Raw genomic sequence first — 25,371 nt, 5'->3', positions numbered from 1 at the left:
CCGTTCCCATGCCGAACACGGAAGTTAAGCTTTAGCACGCCGATAGTAGTTGGGGGATCGCCCCCTGCGAGGATAGGACGTTGCCACGCGAACGAAAGAGCCCAGTGATTGGGTTCTTTTTTTATACAATTTTTTAACCGTTTCATATTAAGTTGCTTACAATTAAGCGGCAATGATACGTACATTCAGTAAGTAACCGCCTTTGCCGCTGTACCAAGGGATCTGGTGGCTCGGCGGGTATCCAATCGCTCTATTAAAACCGGATTAGAACACGTTATGCGAACATTATTAATATATTATTGAAAGAAGTTCGAATATCTTTGCTATAACCGCCTTGGTAAGCAGAATAGCTTGTGCTATCATAGTTAGTGTTGTGGGACAACCACAAGGCATGAGAGCATAATGATGAAAAAATAAAGCAGAACTATCTTTAGAAAATGGGTGGAAAGTAATTATGAAAAAATATCGGAGCTATCGCCTGAGTTTGGGATGGCAAATTCTAATTGGGTTGATTTTAGGGATTGTGCTGGGGGTCGTGTTCTACGAGAACAAGCTCGCCATCACCGCCATGCAAAATATCGGGAACATGTTTATCAGTCTGATTCAAATGATTGTGCTGCCAATCGTGGTGTCTTGTTTAACGGTCGGTATTGCCAATATGGGCGATATTCATAAGCTGGGTCGTATCGGTGGGAAGACCATCATTTACTTTGAAGTCATGACCACCATCGCCATTGCGCTAGGGCTCCTAATCGGGAATATTTTCCATCCTGGGACCTTTATCGACATTCATCAACTACATAGTTCAGACATCAGTCAGTACGTCTCCTCGGCCAAATCTGCCAAGGATTCGGGCATCTGGGCGACGCTGTTGGGAATCATTCCCACCAACTTCTTCAAGTCCCTGTCCGAAGGGGATATGATGCCCGTCATCTTCTTCTCCGTCTTCTTCGGTCTGGGGACCGCGGCGATTGGCAAACAGGGACAGGTCATCATCGACTTCCTGGACGCCGTCTCGCAGGTCATGTTCCGCGTCACCAACTGGGTGATGCATACGGCACCAATCGGGGTCTGTGCGCTGATCGGTGTGACGATTGCGCAGATGGGGATTTCCGCGTTGGCGCCGCTAGGTTACTTCATTTTGCTGGCCTACGGGACGATGGCGCTGTTCATCGTGGTCTTCATGGGCATCGTGGCTCGGCTCTTTAAGTTCCATCTCAAGGACCTGCTGTTCGTCATCAAGGACGAGGCTGTCTTGGCCTTTTCCACGGCGAGTTCCGAAGCCACGCTGCCACGACTGATTGATAAAATGGATAAGTTCGGGGTCAGTCAGGGGATCGTTTCCTTCGTGATTCCGACGGGTTACACGTTTAACCTGGATGGTTCCGCCATTTATCAGTCGCTGGCCGCACTGTTCCTGGCCCAGGCCTATCATATTAACCTGAGCTTAGGACAGCAGATTACACTGCTGGTAGTCTTGATGATTACCAGTAAGGGGATGGCCGGAGTGCCTGGGGCGTCCTTCGTGGTTCTGCTGGCGACCGTTTCCACCATTGGGGTTCCGATGAGTGGGTTGACGTTTATCGCCGGGATTGACCGGCTCGTGGACATGGGCCGGACCGCGGTTAACGTGGTCGGTAACTCACTGGCCACGGTTGTTATCGGGCGTTCCGAACATGAATTCAGCGAAGAGAAGAGTCAGAATTATCTAGCGGAGTTACGTGCTGAGAAAACGAAATAATGACATGAAAGCCACTCGCTAAGGGGTGGCTTTTTTGCTACAAAAAAACAACGCACCCGGTGAAGGGACCGTTGCTTGGGAAGAAATGACTTTAACTAGTCGTTAATTTTCTAGTGAATGTCGCAGTAAATGTTGACCACGGCGCCCGCCAGCTTCTGAGCGTAAGCCTTGCCAGATAGCAAGACGGGTTATCTTTTGAAATATTAGTACCGATAGTTTACGGTTAGTTTGGCGCCACCACCTTTGGCCGTTATCGGGGCGATGAGGGCACCAAATAACCCCTACCATTCCTCGCGAGTGGTAGGGGTTATTTATAATTGCTGAAACCAGATTAGCGGTGCGTGGGTAACCTTGCGGGGTGATTCCCATCAGCCCATGGGCGTTGCCCGGCACGCGATAATCAGGATTTAAGTTTAGGGATTGTGTGTCTTCGTATCGACCATTAGAGATTAAAAACCAGCCTAGTTGAATCGGCGTCAGTTACGAGTGTCTTCCTCCCCGATTGGGTTCCCCCAACAGTGAAGCGGCTATTGAACTAGCACGTCAATGCATCATTGTTGTCATAGGGCCGAGAAAAACTGGGTAACTCTAGCTTGCGTTTTCCATTAAGTGGTTTGAATCCAACCGGCGCACGAACGAATTCGGGAAGGTCAGCCGTGAATAAGTCGGGTACAACGCCGACAGCGGCTGAGTTTAAGTGGCCGGTTGATTCGGTTTAAAGTCTACCAGTCGAACCTCCGCATCAAGCTACGGGGTCCGGGAAAGGGAAAGCTAGAGAGCAGTTTTCCTCAAAGCGTCAACCAAGAGGCGTGAACTGACTGCAACTTTCCCACCGGCGAGTGATAACACGCTCCAGGATCATCTATATGCTGCGTTGTCATGTTCAATCACCTCCTATAATCTAATCGACAGTGACAACTGCGAGTAAATTAAAAGCGCTTAGCCACGACTAGCTAAGCGCACAATAAAAAGCATTTTGTGAACGGACAGCCAGTCGTTGAGTTTTAGCACTATACGGCGTAGTTAGTGTTTCTTTAACAGCTACATTAGAACAGGCCTTAATTTGACCTGAACAGCTGACTCATTGGCGTTTCTCGACGTTTCTGAGCAGTAGCATTTTCCGTATAGGAGCCTCACCTAACAGCTTCTAATTTATTCTATGGTCATAGTTTATCCTATTTTCTGAAAAAAAGCAACCATAAGCTCTCATGAAAAACGTATAATAATTATAATAACAAACTATTAATAAGTTTATAAACGCGTTTATATTACCGTCTAGTTTAGAATCATTCTTGATTTTAAAGGGCAAAGCGGGTATGCTAAGGGTGATTCAAAATTTACCAAAATGAGGGGCGGAGAGCACATGAATTTTATTGGTTCAGCATTACCCGATTTTACTGTAAATGCGTTTCAAAATGGCGAGGTAAAGGCATTGACTCGCGACGATCTGTTAGGTCATTGGTCCGTGCTATTCTTTTATCCGGCCGATTTTTCGTTTGTTTGTCCCACGGAGCTAGGGGACTTGGCGGCTCACTATTCAGAATTCAAACAAAGTAATGCGGAAATCTACAGTGTTTCCGAAGACACGGAGTTTGTTCACCAAGCCTGGCACGAACAGAGTCCAGAGGTCGGGCAGGTGGCCTACCCCATGATTGCCGATCCGGCCGGGGTCTTGGCTCGGCACTACGAGGTCTTAGACGTCGATGCCGGGCAAGCTTACCGGGGTGTCTTCATCCTTGATCCCGAGGGTAAGGTTCGGTCATACACCATCAATGATATGGGGATTGGCCGCAACGCCGCGGAAATTCTTCGGACGCTGACCGCGGCCCAATTTGTCGCGGAACACGGCGACCGGGTCTGCCCGGCTAACTGGCACAAGGGCGAACAAACCTTGAAGCCTGGGACGGATTTGGTTGGTAAACTTTAAAACTGATTGAGATTAAACAAAAAGCGACCGGGATAAACATCTCGGTCGCTTTATTGATGGCATTATGGTTTACGCTTTAGGCATCTTCGCCAGCAAGGCCTTAATCTGTCTGATTTCATCGGGACTAAAGGTCGTCTGGTCAAAGGCTTTTAAATTGTCTTGCAGTTGACTCGGGCGACTGGCCCCCACGAGGACACAGGTGACCACGGGTTGACTGAGTAACCAGGCAATCGCCATCTGAGCCAGGGATTGACCCCGTTGCTGGGCAATTTCATTGAGGGCCTTGACCGTTGTAATCGTATGCGCAACGTTGTCCTCGTGGAGGAAGGGACTGGATGACCGGTGTGCCCGTGAATCGGCGGGGATGCCGTGCAGGTAGCGGTCAGTCAATAGGCCCTGTGCGAGGGGACTAAAGGTGACCAGGCCGGTCTGCTCGTCGGTCAGGGTCTGCAGGAGGTCGTTGTCCGCGATATGTTGGTCGAACAGGCTGTAGCGACTCTGGTGAACAATATAAGGCGTGTGCAGATCGTCAAAGATAGCCTTAATTTCCTTGGTTTGTTGCGGATCGTAGTTGGAAATGCCGATGTAGAGGGCCTTACCCTGTCGAACCAGTTGGTCTAGGGCCAAGGCCGTTTCTTCCAGCGGCGTGTTGGGATCGGGCCGGTGAGAGTAGAAGATATCCACGTAGTCTAGCTGGAGCCGCTTCAGACTCTGGTTGGCACTGGCGATGATGTTCTTCCGAGACCCCCATTCGCCGTAAGGGCCGGGCCACATCAGGTAGCCGGCCTTGGACGTAATCACCATTTCATCGCGGTAGGGCCGCATGTCTCTGGCCATGATTCGGCCAAAGTTGGTCTCCGCACTCCCGGGTTCCGGACCGTAGTTGTTGGCCAGGTCAAAGTAAGTAATTCCGGCGTCGAAGGCCGTGTGGACGATGGCCCGTTGATTATCGAACGGATCGACGCTACCGAAGTTGTGCCAGAATCCCAGGCCAATTGCCGAAAGCTTGAGGCCACTATTGCCACTACGCCGGTATTGCATGGCATCGTAGCGGTGTTCATTTGCTAAGTACATAGAATTCCCTCCATTAATCAATTAGGTGTACGGGTGGAACAGGGTTAATAAGTTCGTACACGATAAGTTGTCACCTCTAAGTATACGGGTCTTCGTGGTGAATTGAAAACGAATTCACGAACGCCATGAAAAAAACGCGGTCAGCACCGAGTGGTACTCATCGCGTTTTGCGGGGAGCGGAGATGCCGAAGTGTTACTTACCTTCGGGAATCTTAGCGTATTCTTGTTGGTACCAGCCGTCCCAAGTCTTTTCCTTGAGTGAGCCGTTTTCGTTAAAGGGTAGATTGATCGTCTTTAAAATTTCCAAGAATAGGTTCTTCTTGTAGGCCAGCACGCCGGCCGCCAGTTGGTCCGGACTAAAGTTCCGGTTGGCGTAAAGGTACATGTTAATATCATTCATGGCGTAGTCGACTTTGAACTGGGATAAAATTTCGAGATCGTTGGTCCGGTAATGTTCAAGATAGAAGTGGACGAAATCAGTGAGCGCGGTTAGTTGGGCGTGTTCGTCCAGATCGGTAATCGTTAAGTCTTGGTTTTGCAAAGTGGAGACCTCCTCAAATTCTGTGTTGCCGTGAGTATCGGTCGTCAGTCGATCGGTGCCCCTTTTTTATTATGGCACATTTTGGCCGTTCGTAAAGGAAGCTCACCTAAATTTTTTTGGTGTAAATTAATTTAAGCGCTATCATTTGATCGTCCGGTGGCTAAACTAAGGCAATTCCTACGGCAGCGGGAACTAGTGTATACTTAACGAAGAAAGATTGTGAGAGGAGTGGCACGTGATGCGAGTGTTTGTGGTCGGTGCTAACGGTCAGACGGGACGGAAAATAGTGGCGCAGTTGCAGGCGAGCGGGGATGAGCCCATCGCCGGCTTGCGGCCGGACGAAGACGGCGAGGATTGGGTGGATCAGGGCGTCACGGTGCGGCGTGTCGACCTCCTGACGAAGCCGGAACGCATTGCCTCGGCTTTGATGGGGTGTGAGGCGATTATCTTTGCGGCGGGTTCCGGTGGCCGAACCAAGGATGACATGACCTTGCTGATTGATCTAGATGGCGCGGTTAAGACCATGCAGGCCGCGGAAATTGCCGGCGTGCCACGCTTCTTGATGATTAGCATGCTCTTTACCGAGGACCGAAACCGCTGGGCGGACCCGCTCAAGCCGCTGTACGTGGCGAAATTTTATGCGGACAACTGGTTGGTACATCAAACCACGCTGGACTATACCATCGTGCAACCGGGGGCGCTGTCCTTTCACCCGGGAACGGGGAAGGTCAAGAGTGATCCCCTGGCCGTGGGTAGCTTGTCACGTGCCGATCTAGCCAGCTTTTTAGTGGCGGCGCTCCACGCCCCGCAGACGATTGGCAAGACGATTCCGCTCTTGCAGGGGGAGACGCCGATTAAAGGAATCTTACAGAAACTATAAGTATTTATCTAGAGTTGGTTCAGGGTATATGTTATAATCAAGTTATAGAAAAGTGACACCGTCCTGACGTTTTGCCAAAGGAGGCGACAACCATGACTGACAAGTTACTGATTGCTCCATCCGAAGCCGAAGTTTTGGCTGAGCACCTGAATGAGTGGGCCCAATGGCGACAGACCGCCGACCAACTCACCGCCGACCGCGACTGGGATCGCTTTATTGAGAAGAGTCGGCGAAAAGCGGAATGGGAAAGTGGCCTGGCGACCGAAATCGACCGCTGGGAGAGCCTCCACGCGCTTCAACTGGCGTTAGCGGATAATCTTGCCGGGACCACGCATCGCGGCCATACGCGGCAGTAGAGACGTTTTAAATGATAGCTAAAAGGTGTCGGTCATTCCCCATTCGTGAGAGCGGCCGGCACCTTTGCTGTTATGGAAAAGTAGGCAAAAAAAGACGCCATTACGGCGTCTTTTTCAATCGGTTTTAAGGATTTATTGTTCTTCGTACCATGAGTAGTGGAAGTCACCAGGGCGGTCACGCCGTTCGTAGGTGTGGGCACCGAAGTAGTCCCGTTGTGCTTGCAGCAAGTTAGCTGGCAAGACTTCAGCACGGTAGCTGTCGTAGTAAGTGATGGCAGCGGATAAGCTAGGTACAGGAATACCAGCTTGAACGGCCAATGCAACAACGTCACGCGTTGATTGTTGGTACTTAGCAGCAACTTCTTTGAAGTAGTCATCAAAGAGTAAGTTGGTCAAGTTAGGATCCTTGTCGAAGGCATCCGTGATGTTTTGCAGGAATTGGGCCCGGATAATGCAGCCGGCACGCCAGATTTGTGCTAATTCACCGAACTTCAAGTCCCAGTTGTTCTTTTCAGAAGCAAACCGGAGTTGTTCGAAGCCTTGAGCGTAACTCATTAACTTACCAAAGAAGAGGGCTTGGCGAACCTTTTCAACGAATTCAGTTTCGTCACCAATGTTAACCTTGCCTTGCTTTTCAGCAGGTGCTAAGACTTTAGAAGCCTTAACCCGTTCGTCCTTCAACATGGAGATGTAACGGGCGTAAACGGCTTCGGTGATAACTGATTGTGGAACTTGAACGTCCAAGGCGTCTTCAGAACTCCACTTACCAGTACCCTTGTTGTTACCACGGTCCAAGATAGCATCCAAAATGGATAAGTTCTTGTCGTCACCTAAGTCATCCTTACGAGTCAAGATGTCAGCAGTGATTTCAACCAAGTAACTGTCAAGTTCACCCTTGTTCCATTCCTTGAAGATGTCAGCCATCTTGTCAATGGAAATCCCGGCAACGTTACGCATGATGTTGTAGCTTTCATCGATCAGCTCTTCATCACCGTATTCGATACCGTTGTGGACCATCTTAACGTAGTGACCAGCACCGTTAGGGCCAATGTAAGATACACATGGCTTGCCGTCTTGGTCAGCCTTAGCAGCGATCTTTTCCAAGATTGGGGCAACTAAGTCGTAAGCTTCCTTTTGGCCACCAGGCATCAAGGAAGGACCTTGTAAGGCACCCAGTTCACCACCGGAAACACCCATACCGATGAAGTTGATACCGGACTTGTCCAGTTCGGCGTTACGAGCCATCGTGTCATGGAAGTTCGTGTTCCCACCATCAATGAGGACATCGTGCTTGTCCAACAGAGGAAGCAATTCGTGAATAACGGCGTCAGTTGGCTTACCAGCCTTAACCATCAAAAGAATCCGCCGTGGCGTTTCCAAAGAGTTAACGAAGTCTTCCACCGTGTAACTTGGAACTAACTTCTTTTCGCTGTGGTCTTTCATAACTTGTTCCGTCTTGTTGGCGGAGCGGTTGTAGATACCAACCGTGTATCCGCGGCTTTCAATGTTCAGGGCTAAGTTCTTGCCCATGACAGCCATACCAACAACACCAATATTAGCTTTTTCTGCCATTAGAAACCTTCCTTTACTTTGTTAAGATTGATTTCGGTTTTACCAACTCCTAGTGTAGCATTGAACAATTTAAAAAGGAACTGATTTGACTGGTTTTTTTCAAAATAATTAATCTTTTTGTAAAAAAATTTCGTTGACCCGCCACTTAGTCGTCCTGGGTCGCTTGATACTCTTGAATGTTAACGGCAACCTTGGTCAATAGTTCTTCTAATAGAAGGCTTTCACCGGCCGACAGTCCGTGGGTTCCAATCCCTAAGATGTGCTGCTCGTAGGCTTCCAGCTGGGGATAAAAGGCCTGCCCCTTTTCGGTTGCGACAAGGGGGCGGCGCTTCTTGTTGTTAGCGTCCGCTTGGCGCGTGACGTACTGGTAGTCGATGAGCTTGCGGACGGCCCGCAGACAGGTTGAGGGGTCTACGTGAAGCTGGGTCGCCAGATCGGTTTGGGTGATGCCGGGATTTTCGACAATCCGCATCAGATAGATGAACTGATTGTTTTGTAGGTCGGCACGCTGGAAGAGTTGATTTCCGATTTCTGAGGTGGCACGGGCGATGAGGCCGATGCTCCGAAATGAATTGGGCATGAGTTCTCCTTTTTAGTTGCATTTGAAATCAAATTGTGAGATGCTAATAAGCATACTTTAACACAGATAAGGCATATTATGACAGTAAAGTGGTCAACAAAAGCATTTACGGATTTGTCGGCAACCGACCTATATAATGTTGCATATGAACGTATTCGAACATTTGTGATTGCCCAGCAGCGCATTTATCAGGAAATTGACGAGACTGATCTGGTGGCGCACCACATCATGGGCGTTCAAGACGGTCGGTTGGTGGCGTATGCGCGGATATTTAAGGAACACGAACACGTCACGTTTGGCCGAGTGCTGACGATTCCGGAAGTGCGGGGTCAGGGCCTCGGGCGACAATTGATGAGCCAGATTGAGGCGGAGATTCAGCGGAATTATCCGGGATGTCCCATTCAGATTGAAGCCCAGATTGATAAGCAGGGCTTTTACCAGAAATTTGGCTATCGCGAGAGTGGGCCGGTTTTTAACTTCCAAGGGACGCCGCACATACGGATGGATAAGGTGGCCAAATAAAAAGCGAATCGGCGGGAGGTCCCGGGATTCGCTGATGATTAATCTTGAATAAAGTCGGTCGCCAGTTGTAAAACGGTCGACCGTGCATCGCCGTCTAGGCCGTGACTGGCCCCCGGCAACTGGTGAAGTGTGCTGGTGGCGTAAACGTCGGCGTATCGTTGTGAGGCGATGGGTGAGACGATCTGGTCGGCCGCGCCGTGAATCAGGCAGACGGGGCCCGTGAAGGCCTGGGCCGTTTCGTAGATGGGTAAGAGTTGCGCCGTCCGGAGGTAAAAGCCACCGAGTGTTTGGTCGGCCGTCAGCGGTAGTGTTGCGGGGATATGGTGGGGATCGTAGTCCAGTCCACGCGTGTGACCGGCCAGCGCATCATCCTTGAGCGTGGCGGCCGGCGCCATTAAGACCAGCTTGTGAATCAGGTCGGGATAGTAGCCGGCCAACATGCTGGCGACCACGCCACCCTGGGAGTGGCCGAGTAAGTCGATGTGTTGGGGATGTAGCCGGGTCTTAACCGCACGCAACACGGCCTGGGCATCGGCAATTTCGTTGAATACGGTCATGTCGGCGAAGCTGCCGTCGCTTTGGCCGTGACCGTTGAAGTCAAAGCGAACGGTTCCCACGCCGATGGCCCGGAGCCGCGTGGCCAGCTGAACCAATAGGGCGGTTGACGTGTAGCCACGGTCGCTGGTGAAGCCGTGCATGAGGATGGCGACGGTACCGGTTGGGTGTGGTGCGGGTTCGAAGATGCCGGCCAGGGTTAAGCCGTCGCGTTGAACGTTAAATTCCATGTGAAAGACCTCCATAAGTTTTCCGACGTCGCGTCGGTGATTTTGGTTTGGTAAATTGGTGACTAATTCTAAATTAATCAGGTTGACGTCATGGAATTAGTCACGGCTGCCCATCTGGTCTATTGAATCGTTCGGATTATTTCTAGAGTTGCAATAGGTGAAAATACGAAATATGCGCTACTATTGCTGAAGTGATGGCGGTTAGCCGAAGTAATCGATTGTATCCAGTTTAGCCGTGAGTGAGTCAAATTTGGCCTCAGCCGTGGGATTTCTCCAAGCGTTCCGCTTGGAGAAATGGCGACTTTGAGACGTGGTCTATCGGCTCAAAGCGAGGGAAAAGATTTCCGTCCTACCCACCGCGTTCCAGGCCAAATTTGGCGAACGGCAAGGCGACCAGTATGAGCGCGTTTACTGAAATTATCTCATTTTGAAGCAAATTTTAGTGTCGTCTCAAAGCACAATGAACCGATAAAAATGGCCCTCAGTCCAAGGAATTCCAGGACTGAGGGCCATTTGTCAGGTGTTCGTTCTAGTTATTTAAGCGGTAAACCCATTCGCGGTGATCGCGTTGGATGAGTTCCTCGGCTGCGGCTGGGCCCATGGAATGTGGCGTGTAGTTAGGGAATTGTGGTTCTTGTAAGTCCCAAACCCGACGAATCTGATCCACGAACTTCCAAGCGTAGGAAACTTCTGGCCAGCTGGAGAAGTTGGTCCCGTCGCCCTTCAAGACGTCATGCAAGAGACGTTCGTAAGGTTCTGGCGTATCCTTGGACTTCTGAGCATCGACCAAGTAGTCCAACTTGATAGGTTCCGTTGAGAAGCCGGTGTCGTTGGTCTTGGCATTCAGTTGCAGGGAGAAACCAGCGTGTGGTTCAACGAAGATCGTCAAGACGTTGGCTGCCAGTGGCGTGTTTTGACTTTGTGGAAAAGCAAAGATGTCCACTAATGGCCGTTTGAAGACCACGTCAACTCGCGTGAACTTGTCGGCTAGCATCTTCCCCGTCCGAATGTAGAATGGGGTGCCGGACCAACGGTAGTTGTCGAATAACAATTTCCCGGCAACGAACGTTTCGGTTGTTGAATCGTGAGGGACGTTGTCTTCGTGCCGGTAATCGGCCTGTTCGTTGATCGAGCCGTATTGGCCACGAACGAAGTTGGTTGCGGCGTCGGCAACGTTGTAGACCCGCAGACTCCGTAAGGCCTTGACTTTTTCGGCCCGGATATCGGTGTCGGTGAAGGCCACGGGTTGTTCCATCGCCAGCAGGGAAACGATTTGCATGATGTGGTTTTGGACCATATCCCGCAAGGCCCCACTGTTATCGTAATAAGAAGCCCGTTCTTCAACTCCCAACTTTTCAGATAAGGTTACCTGAATGTTGTCGATGTAACGGTTGTTCCACAGCGATTCAACCAGCGTGTTGCCGAAACGCAGGGCTTCGATGTTTTGAATCATTTCCTTACCTAAATAGTGGTCGATTCGGAAGATTTGGTTTTCATCGAAGGACTTGCTTAAGGCGTCGTTTAAGAGTTTGGCGGAATCGTAATCCCGGCCGAATGGCTTTTCGATAACCAGACGGTTGAAGGCGTCCTTACCGTCGGATAGCAAGCCTTGGGTCTTCAGGTCTTGCGCAATGGTGCCAAAGAATTGTGGCGCCATTGAGAGGTAGAAAATCCGGTGGCCTTCTGCCTTGTACTTCTTATCTAACTTGTCCATCAGGTCCTTCAAGACGGCGTAGTGCGCGGTGTCCGTGACGTCGTGGTCTTGATAGTAGAAATGAGAAACGAAGTCGTTTGCTTCCTTAGAGTCGGTCCGGTTGCCGCTGTCGGCTAAAGACTTCTTGATGGCCGCGCGGAACTTGTCGTCATCCATCTTCGCCCGGGAAGTCCCGATAACAGCGAAGTGGGATCGTAAATTACCTTTGCGATACAGGTTGAAAAGACTTGGGTAGAGTTTCCGGTAAGCTAAGTCGCCGGTACCCCCGAAGAATAGAAATACAGCTTTACGTTCAGTTGCCAAGAGATCGTCACTCCTTAAGTGTTTAAATCCGTTATATGAGCAGTGTCTACCAAAAATTGACTGTTGCACCGGTTATCCACGAATGGGGGCAACCACTCGGGAATCCGCGAGTTGTCCAGAAAGTATGTCTAGACCACTTCGGAAGTTATTATACGCCCCTTTGTCGTGAAATGCGACCTTTTTAAACCAAGAATTTAAAATTTAGACAACCGGTTGCAATGTTGTGAAAACAATGATTTCACGATTTCTGCGTTTTCATGAAAGCCAAATTGACATGGCTGAAAGTCCATGGAAACGGGTGGCACAGGGCCTTTCTATGAAATCGCTATCATCAATAGTCTAACAAAAAAACTCGTCCGAGTAACGTTGGACGAGTTGGTGAAGACCGTTTATTTTCATGAAAAATTTTTGTGGGGCGTCGTCATTGCGGACCGTCAGCATTTTCAGTGGCCCACCAGTAAGTTGCCTGAACTTGCTAAGTGACTAGTCGGCTAAGGCCTTCAAGGCATCGAAGTCGGCTTGGCTGAGTTCGATGTTTTGGGCGTGAATGTTTTGTAATTCGTGGTCGCTTGACTTGGTCCCAGGAATTGGCAGAATCACGTCGGAACGCTTCAGTAACCAAGCCAGCGCAATCTGGGCGGGAGAAGCATCGTACTTCTTGGCGATGTTGGTGAGCGTTGGGTTCGTGATTAATTGGCCAGTGGCTAGTGGGAACCACGGAATGAAGGCGATGTGTTGGGATTCGGCGTAGTCGAGAACGTCTTCGTCCTGGCGATTGCTCAGGTTATACATGTTTTGAACGGAAGCAATCGGCGTAATCTTCTGAGCGGCCTTGAGTTGGTCAACGGAGACCTGGCTAAGCCCGATATGCTTGATCTTGCCCTCGTCTTGCATATCCTTGAGGACGCCAATCTGGTCTTCGAACGGCACGGTCGGATCGACTCGGTGAAGTTGGAGCAGGTCGAGGTGATCGAGGCCGAGGGTAAATAGGTTCAATTCAACTTGTTGCCGTAAGTAAGCCGGTACGCCGGTTGGAGTCCATTGGTCGGGGCCTTGGCGGGTCTGGCCAACCTTAGTGGCAACCATGACGTGGCTGTCGGGACGGGCTTGCAACGCCGCCCGTAAGTACAGGTTGGAATAGAATGGACCGTAAGCATCGGCGGTGTCAATGAAGTTGACGCCGTTGTCAATCGCCGTCTCAATGACCTTAGGCGCGTTGTCCGGATCGGCGGAAGGCCCCCAGACGCCCTTGCCAGGGAGCTGCATGGTGCCGTAGCCTAAGCGATTGACGGTTAAATCAGTATCGAATGTGAATGTTTTTTCCATTAATTATCGAACCACCCTTAATTTTTTATCTGATATTTAAGATAGGCTTTTTGGCAGGGAGATACAAACATTTTGATTTCCCTTCACGGCAACGTCACGGTTAACCGGTTGGGAAACCGGCCCTGAACATTCTTGAAGGTTAGGTCGGCCCCGGCTAGATTGGTTACCAGACGCAGGGGGCGTTGAAGCTTAGCCGTTCCGTGCCACGGGCGCAGGTCGAAGGTTACGGGGGTATCGGCGTTTTGCCGGAGATTGACGGTGACATTTTCAAATGTAATCTGGCTAAAGGCGGCGGGAACATCGGCGGCCACGAGAATCCCGTTCTCGGCGTCGCAGGTGATGTTCCTAAAGGTCACGTTGCGAATGGTCTGTTGGCTAAGATCGGTATCCTGGTCACGGGGAAGTAGGGTCAGAGAAATAGGTTCGCCAGAGCCCCACCACTCCGGGCTGTAGTGTTTCGTAGCAATCGTAATATCGTCAAAGCTGACGTTATTGACGCTACCGGGATCGCGGAGCTGAAAGGCCAGCCCGCGGTTGGTGTCCTGAATGGTCAGGTGCTGGAACCGGCAATTCTCAAAGTTGCCGAAGCTACTACTGCCGAATTTGACGGCGGCACTCTGTGTTTTGAGAAAACAATTGGTCACGCGTAGATTGGTACAGCCGCCGTACTGGCCGGTCTCCTCGGTGCATTTGGGACAGATGGCGTCGTCGCCGGTAATGATTTCGCAGTCGTGAATGAAGGTGTTCTGGCTCCGGTCGATGTCAATGCCGTCCGTATTGGGCATCCGGACCTCGTTGTGAATGGCGAGATGGCTAATCTCGGTGTTGTGGCAACCCACCAGATGAATGGTCCAGAAGGGGGCGTCGCGAATGGTTAGCTGTTGTAGCGTGACATTGGTACAGTCCTCAAAGTAAAGGGTCATCGGGCGGGGATAATGGTAGGACTTCAGGTGAACGGCCGTGGGCTGATTGGGATAAATGAAGGCCCGATAATTCCCGTCAATCTGGCCTTCACCGGTGATGCCAACGTTTCGCTGACCCGTCGCGGAAATCAACGCCGAGATGGGCGTGTGGTTGCGGTTCAGCTCGAAGGGGCCCGGCCGGTGAATGTAGGCAGTCTCGTGGCCACTGCCGCGTAGAATGGCGTCGGCCTCCAGATTCAGGGTGACGCCGGTCTTGAGGCGCAGGCCGTCGATGATGTATTGGCCGCTGGGGATGGTAACTTCGCCGCCATCCCCAGCCGCACATTGGTCGATGGCCGCCTGAATGGTCGCGGTAGCATCGTTGGCAATCTCGGCATAAATTGCCGTATCGAGAATATTAATCTTCATAATAAGAGAACTCCTCCATTTCCAAAGTCCAAGGTAACCGAGGTGTGAGGCTGATGGTAGCTTTAGCTTACCACACTTTGAAAACGGTGCCAGTCGGGACGCCAAAACACTATCCAGACTGATCCGACGGCGATTGACGGCTAACCGACGGCTAAAGAATGGATAACCGGTTAATTTATTTTAAGTGTTGTTAAAGAAGGGGCCTTGTGGTTACAATTTTGACACTAATTTGTCAAAAATCTGTTATACTACAAGGCGGTTAGAAAATACTTCGCCGGTGCTTTTGCCGGCCATTATAAGGGGTCAGGAAAACAATGAAGAAATTTATGGTTGCGATGACTGGTTTGGTCACTTTATTTACTATCGGTGCCACGGTTCCCGCTACGGCGCTTACACCAGCAACGACGGCACATGCCGCTACGCACGTGGGGCCTAACTTGAGTGTTAAGGCAATTTACAGCAATTCGAAGACGATCACGGGGACGGCCACTAAGGGGTCTAAGATCACGGTCAAGAAGAGCAAGAATGCCAAGGCTAACTTGGGAAGCGCAACGGCTTCTAAAAAGACTGGGAAATACACGGTTAAGTTGGCTAAGACGCTGAAGAAGAACGCCAACGTTTACGTTTACGCAACGAACCCGAAGACCAAGACGTCTTTCTACCGGATTATCCGGGTTCAAGCCGCTGCGACTAAGAAAGCAACGACCAAGAAGACGACTACGAAGAAGACAACGACTAAAAAGACGACTGCCAAGAAGACTTCAACCAAGAAGGCTGCAAGCTTTACGGTAAAGACGCCTACTGGTACTTGGAAGTCCAACACGGCTAACAAGTATTCTCAAAAGATTGTCTTCAGCCAAAAGACGGGCTTTAACCAATACCTTTACAAGAATGGTAAGAAGGTTAAGACGTTAGTTTCTTACGCGAAGTACAACGTCAATGCTAAGACCCCAACGTTCTGGAAGATCACATACACCCCTAAGGGTTCCAAGACTTCTAAGACGCTTTACTTACGGTTCACTTCTGCTAAGAAGTTCAAGATCGTTAACAGCAAGAACAAGGTCGTTGCCGTGAAGGTCGGCGTTGCCCCAGCTGCTAAGTGGACTTTCACGAAGTAAGCTTGAGTTTTATATAGATAACTCACAAAGGCTAAGAAGACTTTCTAGCTTTTGTGAGTTATTTTATTTATTGATGAAGAGAATATGACCTTTAGGGTATGAATGAATCAACCTTGCGTGAAATTGATGGGATATTATGCTTTAAATTTCTTTCAAATTAGGGTATAAAGGAATTAACGCCTGTGAGCGCGTCTTCAATCAACTGCTTTAAGTTCCTTTCAAATTAGGGTATAAAGGAATGCGAAGAAATAGCCCCGGCCATACCCTTGTGCTTTAAGTTCCTTTCAGATTAGGGTATAAAGGAATTGACCAAGGAACTAAATGCTGAGGGCTGGGGCTTTAAGTTCCTTTCAAATTAGGGTATAAAGGAATAAAGTACCGCTAATGAAAAGGCGGCTAATAGCTTTAAGTTCCTTTCAAATTAGGGTATAAAGGAATCGGTCATCGTATTGTTATCAGCATCGACGCGCTTTAAGTTCCTTTCAAATTAGGGTATAAAGGAATTCTCGTCTTCATCTGCTGTTGTAACTGACGGCTTTAAGTTCCTTTCAAATTAGGGTATAAAGGAATCACTACTCGCCGTACCCTTGCTGACGTCCAGCTTTAAGTTCCTTTCAAATTAGGGTATAAAGGAATCAACCTTGGCGTAGATAGCCACGGCGTTGTGCTTTAAGTTCCTTTCAAATTAGGGTATAAAGGAATTCTTTGGACGAGCCATAAATCACACCTCCTGCTTTAAGTTCCTTTCAAATTAGGGTATAAAGGAATATTGAGCTTCACTCTTAGCGTCATTAACTCGCTTTAAGTTCCTTTCAAATTAGGGTATAAAGGAATTAGATGGTGTTAGAAAAGGTGTCTAGGACAGCTTTAAGTTCCTTTCAAATTAGGGTATAAAGGAATTTACCTTGGTGAAATTAATCAAAGACCAGTGCTTTAAGTTCCTTTCAAATTAGGGTATAAAGGAATCGATACGTCGGGGATAAACTCCCCGAAGCGGCTTTAAGTTCCTTTCAAATTAGGGTATAAAGGAATTGGGCTTCCCAGCAATACGACACCACAAGTGCTTTAAGTTCCTTTCAAATTAGGGTATAAAGGAATCAAACCCGGCAACGTCCCAACCCATTCCGGGCTTTAAGTTCCTTTCAAATTAGGGTATAAAGGAATATCACGGTTCGCCTATCACCACGAGTTATCGCTTTAAGTTCCTTTCAAATTAGGGTATAAAGGAATTACTTGCACAGCTACTTTGAGTCCCCGGCGGCTTTAAGTTCCTTTCAAATTAGGGTATAAAGGAATACCCTGATTGTCGTCAGCAAGCACCACAAGGCTTTAAGTTCCTTTCAAATTAGGGTATAAAGGAATATGTCGTCGTATAAGTGCTGATGTATCGGGATTTATCTGGGATATTTTACTTAAAATATTCTTTAAGTAGTTCGAAGATTATACGAAAAAGGGAAATCCTGGCAGAAAAAGTGTCAAAGATTTCCCTTTTCGTATATTAAAATTAGAGAATTGTCAACTCAGAACTATCGATTTTTTGCTCTTGCTTGGAAATTGTTCCAGTCATAATTTCCATGCTACTAAACTGTTTCTCCGTTAGAGTCAGTAAGCGGACTTGACCAGTTGGTGGTAGAAAGTCTGAGACGCGCTGCTCGTACTTATGAACCATATCAGTACCATTCACGAGCCGATAGTAAACGGACAGTTGCATCATTACAAAACCGGCATTGATTAGATTCTTTCGGAATTTGGAAGCATTTCGTCGGTCACTTTTGGTTTTTGTTGGTAGATCAAACATAACTATTATTCTCATAAATCGTTTACTCCCCATTATCATGCACCTTTAGTGAGACTATCGATGGCAGAATTAAAGCCTTCGTTTTTTGAGTAGTGCAGGCATTCAGCAAGGACTCAACGACAAGATGAATAGCATGCTGAACGGTGTGGTACGTGCCCTCAATCAACACTTCGTAGCTTAATAGATTTAAGAGGTGTGCCTTCATAGTTGATGTTAAGATCGGCTCATTGGTAGTAGCCAAATTTGTGAAGACGTAGAGATCGACGAGCGGTCGAAAAGGTTCAATAAGATCATCAGCCAGATTAAATGGGTTATTCGCATTATGATGATTAAAGGCTAGCGCAGGTTCGAAACCAAATAGTAATAATTCTCTGGCGATGCAGCTTCTAAGAATAGCATAGCCATAGTTTAAGGCACCATTTGTGAGTATATTGGAACGGCGGCTAAATTTTTTACCACCGATCTCGTTGAAGTAAATTTTAGCTGCAACACTTTCCCTAAATCCTTTGTCACCATCTTTAACTTCTGTAGCTAGTTTTTTTAAAATAGCATTACTTGTACCGGTTAGCTGAAATGCTACTTGATATTGATTTGTAATCTTTTGCTTGATTATTCTCTTAGTCACCCTGTCCCTAAAGCGTTTTTGTAGATTGAATTGGATATTTAGCGTTTTTAAGTGCTGGTAGTATCCTTGTAAAGGAAGAAGTGTTGCCACAGGTAGGTGCTCAGAGTCACAGGTAATGACGGTTACACCATGACTTGCCAATGCAGAGAGCGCAGAAGTAGAGATGGTAGTTTCGAGGCTTTCGAGTAAGAGACTTTGGGTATCATCGAATGGAAAATGATAGCATTCACCATTGGTAGTAATTGCTAGTTGGTAATGGTTAAGGGAAATTGAAGAAGGATTCTTTAAATATATATTTCTGAACATAGTATTAGTCAACTCCTATTTAAATGGAAGACGGTGTTCATGCCTAATAGGATAATAGTTGCCTAGATAGTCTAATTGATAGCGAGTAATCTTAAGTATCTTGCCAAGAACAACTTTGTTGATTTTGTAGTCCCCATTAATAGAATGAAATTCTAATTGTGTGTTAGCGATATTAAATCCAGTAAAATAGCAGAGTAATTCTTTCTGTTCTGAGACCTCACCGGTTACGTGATTGGTCAACTTTACTGGTTTAGTAAAAGTCACTTTAATAAGATCATTTTGGGCTAGTGATGTAACGAAAAGATCTTCAGATTGAATCTGAATCCACTTCTGATGTGTAGTTCCTTTAACTGCTAGGCTGGGAAGAGTGTGCTTAACGGCATCCGCGACATAAATTGGTATACCGATTAGTTTGTTCGTTTTAGCTAGTTTAAAGATATCAACACGCAGCATGCGTCCGTTTTTAGCAATCCCTCTTCCCTGATTGACAGTAGTGGGTGAGGTCAATTTTTGGATAGTTTTAACATGGGTGACAATCTGTAAGTTTTTACCCATGTTAACTGTCACTTGGCCTGTTGGAAAAGCTTCTTTGGCATCCCCATCTTTTTCTATCAATTTTTGTTTGAGAACCGCATAAATATTTTGGTTACTCCCATCTTTGGCTAGTGGGTAGTTCTGAATAATGTCATGTTTAGAATCATATTTAAGTTTGTTGATGGGTGTACGTAATAGTCCGTAACTAGTTTCGTTGAAAATTTTGGGAGAATATGTGGTTTCTTCATGAGCCGGCCCCGATATTTTATGATTGGCAGTGCGAATAACGAATGCGGGTTTTAGTTGTTTAATTTGATCATCGGTATAATGCTCCCACTGGTGTCCTAGCATCATTTGCGTTGGATCGCTGGAAATGAGGGCAACTAATTCATTACGAAAATCTGGCCAAGGTTGTGGGAAACTTTCGGGAGTACCTTGGTAATTGGATTTGTTTTGTCGAAGTTTTTTACTGTAGCGTGTTTCTCGAAATTCGCTGTATCTGGTGACATCTTTGATGAATTTCGGTGTGATGCAAGCCAATACAACTGCGTCAACAGCATGATGCAAGTCAGTTGCCTCACGGTTTTTAATGATTCCATAGCGATTCCGAATATGAGCAGTTGTTGCACCATTTACTGTAAGGACAGGGGACTTACTTCGAGTAGTAAATGTTATATTCTGGCGTAAATATTGGCTGAGCAATCGGTTAATATATCCTGTGTCATTAATATTGCGAGACTTCCAAGCTATGCGATCTTTTTCGTCAAAACTTGATGTCAATAGATTCTGCCGCTTTCGAGCATTTTTAATATTGGCTATGACACAGTTTTTGAACCGTTCAGCATTTGTGGTTTCTTGTCCTAAGTACTGTAGAGGGGTGCGATTAGCTTTAGCCTGATTGCAGTGGGTTGCGGTGACAGTTTTATTAGTAAAACTATCATCGAAGCACAATGAGTAGGGAATAATGTGATCAATTTGAAAAAGAGTATCAGTGAAAAGGTGTTCTTCGTTGATTGGTTTCCCAGTGTAAAGATCAATCCCCCCCTGTTCATTGAATAGTTTTTGTTTAAGGATATTTATTCCATTAACTGGAATTCCATTTTCGCGTAATTGTTCCGCTAAAGCCTCGTTTTTGCGTTGATTTTTGTCGTTATTCTTTTTAATTTCATTTCGTTCAGCAAAATTGTGTTTGATTTCACGGGTTAGTTCAATGTGAATGGCGTCCGGTTTTCCGTATTTTTTTATGACGGCGTTAACTACTTTTAGAGTTTTGGCAACAGCTCTGTTCACTACTGGATTGGTGATGTTGTCACGTAAGTACGCGCGGTTGACTTTGTTATTCTTGAAGTCGTAACCGGCTGACTGTGCAGCCTCGTTATATAGTTGTCCCTTTTCCAAATAGGGCAGGATATTTCTCATGGTTTTCAGAGACAAATTGCTGAAGCCAGATGATTTTATTGGCAGGAGCTGTTCAATCTGATCTTCGCTAAGGCCAAGCGTTCTTAAATGTTCCCAGCGTGATGAGTCACCTTTGTAATAAGATAATATTGTCCCAATGTCGTCAATTAATTGATAGTTAGTCGTTACTTTACGGATATCTACCAGAGTATCCTGTTTAAATAATTTCTTTTCTTCATCTTTGGTAAAGTCTTTTTTTGAGTTATCATAATCAACGAGATTAAATCGTGCCTCATCGTTGAGATTAAGCTTCTTTCGGATTTGACCAAATGATAAAGACTTTAGACGTGTTGCGTCTAAAATTATTTTTCGCTGTTCGTTTGTTAGAGGGATAAATGGTTGCCCGATCATGTAGCGAATTTTCAAATTATTAAGTTGAGATAGAAAATTAAAGCGAAAAAAAGTTTCAGTTGTTTTTGCAGCGCGCTTTTCTTTTGGATCTAAAGAGTCTACACCAACCATTCGTTTAACTAGATTACCGCCGAAGCGACTTGGTTTAGCTGGTCCTTGATCAAAGTCTCTTTGGGATTGAAAAATGCTTAAATATTCGTCAGTAAATGCTCTAGTCAAGTCGGTGTTTCCTAGACAATGTTGGGAGTGGAGAATTTCATGAATTTCGTCAACCAACCACCGACGTAGGGGAAAAATTATGCTCTCTTCACGATATGTTTTGTTGTGTTTAATTTGATTGAATTCAGGAAGAGAACCCATAAATTCGCCAAAAGTTTTAAAGTCTTTGACTCTTTTATCGTTTTTTGCAATATTTGAAAGAACGATACGCTTGTCGGGGTCTTGGTTATCAGATTGTACTTCTGAGCGCCTATTAGACTTGAATCCGCGATGCCCGGCGAAGTAATAAAGGATTTCGAAGAGCTCTTCATTGGATATGCGTTCTTTTAATGCAAGCTCACGGAGATACCAAATGTCGTGGTGAGGTGTCTTAAAACTCAAAAAATCGGAGATAGTATATTTATCGAGTAGGTGATATCGTATAAATAGACTACGAACCCTCTTTTTTCGGAATTTTGCGCGTCTATTAGTTCGACGGCTTCCACGATGTTGGCGTGTTGGTCGCGCAAGTGATGATCCGTTCTTAGGGTTCTCTGCTCCAGGGAAAATTACGCTATTTAGACAAAGTATTTTGTAAGGATTTCCGTTCTTATCTGTGGCGAGAACAGCATATCCGACAGATGTAATACCAATGTCAAGTCCAAGAATATAACTCAATGTAGTGTCCCTCCAAAATTTGTGAGAATTTGGCCGATAGACAGATAACCCCCACAAGAGAACTTGTGGGGGTTAGAGCTGCACGGAAAATGATCACAAAGTGGTCATTTCCTTACTTTAAGTTCCTCTCAAATTAGGGTATAAAAGAGGTAACTAAAATGTCTCTCGACACTCCGAATTATAGCATGTATTGAAAGAGAATGAAAGACTTTTTCCAACATTTAGCCAGCTTATAATATCAGGGGGGTATACCTCTTCATAAGATACCTCCTCAACTGCTAAGTGAATTTTAGGAAGTAAGCTTGAGCTTTTGTTCGGATTTATCCGGCGAGAGTCCAGCTCAAAAAAGACAGGGACTCGCGCTCTTTAAATTAGACGGTGTGGGGCTTTTCGTTCGTTGTATAATGATTGTGCAGCACATATATTCTAGGGGGTAATTAAAGTTGTTAAATCTTAGAGGTAAACTGGTCACGGGTGCCGTGCTAGCCGGTGCGTTCGTGGGGTTGGGGATCACCACGACGACTGCTACGGCACAGGCGTCCAGCAAGTATTTGAAGCCACAATTTGGGACGTACGTCCGGGCAAAACGTAATGTTTACGTGGGAATATCGCAGAAACATGGTCGAACCTATCGGCCGTTGCTCAAGAAGAGGGGGTCCTTGCTGTTTGTGATGAGTTCTACGCAAGATCAGGGAAGTCCGGTCGTTAAGGCATCTTTTACGTCCGGTGCAGTGCACTACAATCGGCTGAAGAAATTGGCCTTTACCATGACGGACTCGGTACCTTTGACGAAGGCCAACTTCAAGAAGGTCAGTCTAAAGGCGCCGATCCGAGGAACCGTTCTGCGGCAAGGAAATGGTTTCAAAGAAGACCGCCACGGTGGTTTTGTGTCGCCTATGTTTTATCTGACGCTGGACAATTACATTCAATACTATAGTCGTGCAGCGATGAGTAAGTACGATAGCGGTGGGGAAATGCAAGTTCAGTTTGGCAATGGAATGGAAGTCTATAAGCCGACCGCCTCGGCTAAGATGACCAAGACCACGGTCAAGGGCAATACCACCACGGTTCGCTACAACAAATACATCAAGGGGCTTCCCGGCAAAAAAGTTGGCAAGCATACGTATCAGATTAAGATTAAAAATCTGAAGACCACCGGCCGTCGTTATTTTGACGATGACTATTGGGGTGGCAGTTGGGATAATTACACGGTCAACGGCAAGCCCTACTTCTCCGGCATCATCAACGATTACGGTTAAAATAAAACAGTAAATAGGCAACAAGCAGGGCCACCAAACGCGGTTAATACAACGTTTGGTGGCCCTGTCTGGCTTCTATTCAACTGCTCTAGTGGTCGTTAATTCGTGGCTAACTGTTGGACTGGTTGCTTCGTAGGCTTGTCAACGTGGGGATGATAGCCAATCAGGCGCATCGCGTTGAAGATAACCACGAGGATGGAGGCTTCGTGGACGAACATCCCACTGGCCATGTAGATGTAGCCGTAAACCAGGCCAATCAGTAAGAAGATAACCGTAGCGATGGCAATCGTGATGTTTTCCTTGGTATTAGCCGCCGTCTTCTTGGCCAGGCCAACCGCGTGATTCAATGCCGTAAAGCTGGATTGCATGAGGACCACATCCGCCGTTTCAATGGCGACGTCGGTCCCGCCACCCATGGCGATCCCCACACTAGCCGTTGCCAGGGAAGGACTATCGTTGATACCGTCTCCGACGAAGGCCACGTTGCGACCCATGTCTTGAAACTTCTTGACGAAGGTAACCTTATCGGCTGGGAGTAAGTCGGCGTGAACTTCGTCGATCCCCAGGGATTCTGCGACCGCTTGCGCTGTGGCTTGGTTGTCCCCCGTTAACATGACGAGGTGCTTGATGCCTTGGCGTTTCAGCGCAGCGAGGGCGGCTGGGACTTCCGGCCGAACCGTATCGGCAACGCCGAGGATGAAGGCTAATTTGCCTTGGTAACCCACCAGCACCGTGGATTGCCCGTCGTCTTGCATTTCGTGTAAGTCAACCAATTGTGCATCGGTTAAATCGATACCGTTGTCCTTCAGTAGGGCGGCATTCCCAACGTAAAGGGATTCGTCGTGCCATTGACCGACCATGCCGCGACCCTTGATGGTATCGGTGGTCATGGTTGGCGCGTCACTGGCAATTCGACCGGCCAGATGGGTGGTAATCGCCGTTGCCAGTGGGTGATCGGAGGTCTGTTCGACCTGAGCTACGGCCCCCAGCAGGCTGTCATCGTCCGTGTATTGTTTCATGCCGGCCACGTCCATCTTACCCGTGGTCAGTGTTCCCGTTTTATCAAAGACAATCGTGTCGACCTTAGAGAGGCTGTCGACCACGTCGCCCCCCTTAATCAGAATCCCGTTCTTTGCGCCGTTACCAATTCCGGCCACGTTGGAGACGGGAGCGCCGATAACCAAGGCCCCAGGGCAACCCAGAACCAGCACCGTGATGGCTAAACGCAGGTCTCGGGAGAAGACGAAGACCAGAATGGCGATGACCAGAACGGCCGGCGTATAGTATTGGGCAAATTTATCAATAAACTTTTCGGCAGGTGACTTGGTGTCTTGGGCCTCTTCGACCAATTCGATAATCTTGGAGAAGGTCGTCTCGTCCCCAACCTGAGTGGCTTCAATCTGCAAGGTTCCACTTTCGACCATGGCGCCGGAGTAGACGCCATCACCATCGGCCTTATTGATGGGCCGGGATTCACCGGTAATGGAAGATTCGTTGACGTAGCCGGTTCCACCGACGACCTTACCGTCGACCGGAACCTGACCACCGGCCTTGACTAAGACCACGTTGCCTTCTTCCAAATCATCGACGTCGACCTCTTCGGTTTCGCCGTCATCGTTGACCAACAGCGCCGTTGTCGGGGCCATTTCGGTCAGTGATTGGATGGCGCCCCGCGTCTTGGCCAGCGTCTTTTGTTCCAGGTAGGACCCGAAGAGAAAGAGGAAGGTAACGATTGCAGATTCTTCGAATTCCCCGATGGCAAACGCCCCAATTACGGCGATGCCGACTAACAATTCAATACTGAAAACCTTGGCCTTCAGTGCGCTGATGGCCCGCAGAACAATTGGGGCCGCGGCGATAACGGAAGCGATGATCCAGGCGGTGTCGGTCACATAGGGTACCTTGGTGAACCAGGTGTTGAGAAAACCGAGGATAATCAGTCCGGCCGACCAGAAAGTAATGGGATTAGTGTGAGCATAAATATAACGTTGGAATGCCATAAGATAACGATCCTTTCTTTGTTTGCTTGGTTTAAATGTTTCGTTCCTTGTTTATGTATCCATTATGCCTGGAAGCGGCCCCCTTTAACTTGATGCGAATCAAGTTGGCCAACTTATTTCTAATTTCTGAGTAAAAGCAGGACTTTTGTCAGGCCTATTAGACGCCAAAAGCGCGCCACCACCGGCTTTATAGCCGATGAGGACGCGCTTTATTTTTTTGATGAAAATTAAAATCTAAATAGGCAAGACCGTGAAAATTTTCCAGCTAATAAATCGTGAAAACGCCGAGCTAGTGGTTACTGGTCCCCACGTATGTCCACCAAAGATTCCGACGCTAGGAGGACCACCCGCGGACATCGGTTCTAGCAGCCTCCGGTTATGGTAGCTGAATGCC

General features: G+C 47.7%; 19 protein-coding genes, 1 rRNA gene, 1 CRISPR repeat array and 1 riboswitch. Of the genes, 8 read left to right on the top strand and 12 right to left on the bottom strand.

Annotated elements, in window-relative coordinates; all coding sequences use genetic code 11:
- The 3 genes from rrf to V8I28_RS09600 all read left to right on the top strand — a co-directional run.
- Nucleotides 1–89 (top strand): 5S ribosomal RNA (gene rrf, locus V8I28_RS09610); the annotation flags it as partial.
- A 365-nt stretch (nt 90–454) separates the two neighbouring features.
- Nucleotides 455–1,741, top strand: coding sequence for a dicarboxylate/amino acid:cation symporter (locus tag V8I28_RS09605; RefSeq protein WP_341779909.1), 1,287 nt, complete (start codon nt 455–457; stop codon nt 1,739–1,741).
- A 982-nt stretch (nt 1,742–2,723) separates the two neighbouring features.
- A riboswitch (M-box (ykoK) riboswitch) is annotated at nt 2,724–2,893 on the bottom strand.
- 211 nt (nt 2,894–3,104) lie between these two features.
- Nucleotides 3,105–3,668, top strand: coding sequence for a redoxin domain-containing protein (locus tag V8I28_RS09600; RefSeq protein WP_341779908.1), 564 nt, complete (start codon nt 3,105–3,107; stop codon nt 3,666–3,668).
- 69 nt (nt 3,669–3,737) lie between these two features.
- Here V8I28_RS09600 and V8I28_RS09595 read toward each other — a convergent pair whose 3' ends face one another.
- The gene (locus V8I28_RS09595) at nt 3,738–4,742 is read right to left on the bottom strand and encodes an aldo/keto reductase (protein WP_341779907.1); all 1,005 of its coding nucleotides are present in this window, start codon (nt 4,740–4,742) and stop codon (nt 3,738–3,740) included.
- A 193-nt stretch (nt 4,743–4,935) separates the two neighbouring features.
- The gene (locus tag V8I28_RS09590; RefSeq protein WP_341779906.1) at nt 4,936–5,283 is read right to left on the bottom strand and encodes a hypothetical protein; all 348 of its coding nucleotides are present in this window, start codon (nt 5,281–5,283) and stop codon (nt 4,936–4,938) included.
- Nucleotides 5,284–5,521: 238 nt separating this feature from the next.
- Here V8I28_RS09590 and V8I28_RS09585 point away from each other — a divergent pair, with 238 nt between their 5' ends.
- Together V8I28_RS09585 and V8I28_RS09580 are read left to right on the top strand one after the other, a co-directional pair.
- The gene (locus V8I28_RS09585; RefSeq protein ID WP_341779905.1) at nt 5,522–6,163 is read left to right on the top strand and encodes an SDR family oxidoreductase; all 642 of its coding nucleotides are present in this window, start codon (nt 5,522–5,524) and stop codon (nt 6,161–6,163) included.
- Nucleotides 6,164–6,255: 92 nt separating this feature from the next.
- Nucleotides 6,256–6,519: a hypothetical protein gene (locus tag V8I28_RS09580; RefSeq protein ID WP_341779904.1), complete on the top strand. Its 264-nt coding sequence runs from the start codon at nt 6,256–6,258 to the stop codon at nt 6,517–6,519.
- A gap of 132 nt (nt 6,520–6,651) precedes the next feature.
- Here V8I28_RS09580 and gndA read toward each other — a convergent pair whose 3' ends face one another.
- Nucleotides 6,652–8,091 (bottom strand): NADP-dependent phosphogluconate dehydrogenase, encoded by a 1,440-nt coding sequence (gene gndA, locus V8I28_RS09575; protein ID WP_341779903.1) that lies wholly within the window; start codon nt 8,089–8,091, stop codon nt 6,652–6,654.
- Nucleotides 8,092–8,236: 145 nt separating this feature from the next.
- Entirely contained in the window at nt 8,237–8,671 is a 435-nt protein-coding gene (locus tag V8I28_RS09570; RefSeq protein WP_341779902.1) for a MarR family winged helix-turn-helix transcriptional regulator, read from the bottom strand.
- A gap of 78 nt (nt 8,672–8,749) precedes the next feature.
- On the opposite strand from V8I28_RS09570, the gene V8I28_RS09565 reads away from it, so the two are divergent.
- Entirely contained in the window at nt 8,750–9,193 is a 444-nt protein-coding gene (locus V8I28_RS09565; protein WP_341779901.1) for a GNAT family N-acetyltransferase, read from the top strand.
- 38 nt (nt 9,194–9,231) lie between these two features.
- Here V8I28_RS09565 and V8I28_RS09560 read toward each other — a convergent pair whose 3' ends face one another.
- The 4 genes from V8I28_RS09560 to V8I28_RS09545 form a co-directional block, all read right to left on the bottom strand.
- Nucleotides 9,232–9,978, bottom strand: coding sequence for an alpha/beta hydrolase (locus tag V8I28_RS09560; protein ID WP_341779900.1), 747 nt, complete (start codon nt 9,976–9,978; stop codon nt 9,232–9,234).
- 529 nt (nt 9,979–10,507) lie between these two features.
- The gene (gene zwf, locus V8I28_RS09555; protein ID WP_341779899.1) at nt 10,508–11,995 is read right to left on the bottom strand and encodes a glucose-6-phosphate dehydrogenase; all 1,488 of its coding nucleotides are present in this window, start codon (nt 11,993–11,995) and stop codon (nt 10,508–10,510) included.
- Between the two features lie 483 nt (nt 11,996–12,478).
- Complete coding sequence (locus V8I28_RS09550; protein WP_341779898.1) at nt 12,479–13,321, bottom strand: aldo/keto reductase; 843 nt, start codon at nt 13,319–13,321, stop codon at nt 12,479–12,481.
- 83 nt (nt 13,322–13,404) lie between these two features.
- Nucleotides 13,405–14,652 (bottom strand): glycoside hydrolase family 28 protein, encoded by a 1,248-nt coding sequence (locus tag V8I28_RS09545; RefSeq protein WP_341779897.1) that lies wholly within the window; start codon nt 14,650–14,652, stop codon nt 13,405–13,407.
- 314 nt (nt 14,653–14,966) lie between these two features.
- Between V8I28_RS09545 and V8I28_RS09540 the strand changes: the two genes are divergently transcribed.
- Nucleotides 14,967–15,770 carry an Ig-like domain-containing protein gene (locus V8I28_RS09540; RefSeq protein ID WP_341779896.1) on the top strand — a complete coding sequence of 268 codons (804 nt, stop codon included), beginning with the start codon at nt 14,967–14,969 and terminating at the stop codon, nt 15,768–15,770.
- A 138-nt stretch (nt 15,771–15,908) separates the two neighbouring features.
- A CRISPR array of direct repeats spans nt 15,909–17,132; the repeat unit is 36 nt; unit sequence GCTTTAAGTTCCTTTCAAATTAGGGTATAAAGGAAT.
- A gap of 142 nt (nt 17,133–17,274) precedes the next feature.
- Here the strand turns inward: V8I28_RS09540 and cas2 are convergent.
- From cas2 to cas9, 3 genes are read right to left on the bottom strand one after another with little or no spacing between them, the layout of a single operon-like run.
- The gene (cas2, locus tag V8I28_RS09535) at nt 17,275–17,583 is read right to left on the bottom strand and encodes a CRISPR-associated endonuclease Cas2 (protein WP_341779895.1); all 309 of its coding nucleotides are present in this window, start codon (nt 17,581–17,583) and stop codon (nt 17,275–17,277) included.
- Nucleotides 17,584–17,590: 7 nt separating this feature from the next.
- On the bottom strand, nt 17,591–18,499 hold the full coding sequence (cas1, locus tag V8I28_RS09530) for a type II CRISPR-associated endonuclease Cas1 (protein WP_341779894.1): 909 nt from the start codon (nt 18,497–18,499) through the stop codon (nt 17,591–17,593).
- Between the two features lie 15 nt (nt 18,500–18,514).
- The gene (cas9, locus tag V8I28_RS09525; protein ID WP_341779893.1) at nt 18,515–21,718 is read right to left on the bottom strand and encodes a type II CRISPR RNA-guided endonuclease Cas9; all 3,204 of its coding nucleotides are present in this window, start codon (nt 21,716–21,718) and stop codon (nt 18,515–18,517) included.
- Nucleotides 21,719–22,161: 443 nt separating this feature from the next.
- On the opposite strand from cas9, the gene V8I28_RS09520 reads away from it, so the two are divergent.
- Nucleotides 22,162–22,977 (top strand): hypothetical protein, encoded by an 816-nt coding sequence (locus V8I28_RS09520; protein ID WP_341779892.1) that lies wholly within the window; start codon nt 22,162–22,164, stop codon nt 22,975–22,977.
- Between the two features lie 98 nt (nt 22,978–23,075).
- Here V8I28_RS09520 and V8I28_RS09515 read toward each other — a convergent pair whose 3' ends face one another.
- On the bottom strand, nt 23,076–24,977 hold the full coding sequence (locus V8I28_RS09515) for a heavy metal translocating P-type ATPase (protein ID WP_341779891.1): 1,902 nt from the start codon (nt 24,975–24,977) through the stop codon (nt 23,076–23,078).
- Nucleotides 24,978–25,371 lie beyond the last annotated feature (394 nt).

This window comes from Levilactobacillus sp. HBUAS70063 (genome assembly GCF_038374745.1).
GTDB lineage: Bacteria > Bacillota > Bacilli > Lactobacillales > Lactobacillaceae > Levilactobacillus.
The sequence above is the reverse complement of the archived record's forward strand: the minus strand, read 5'-3'. Positions and strand labels throughout refer to the sequence as shown.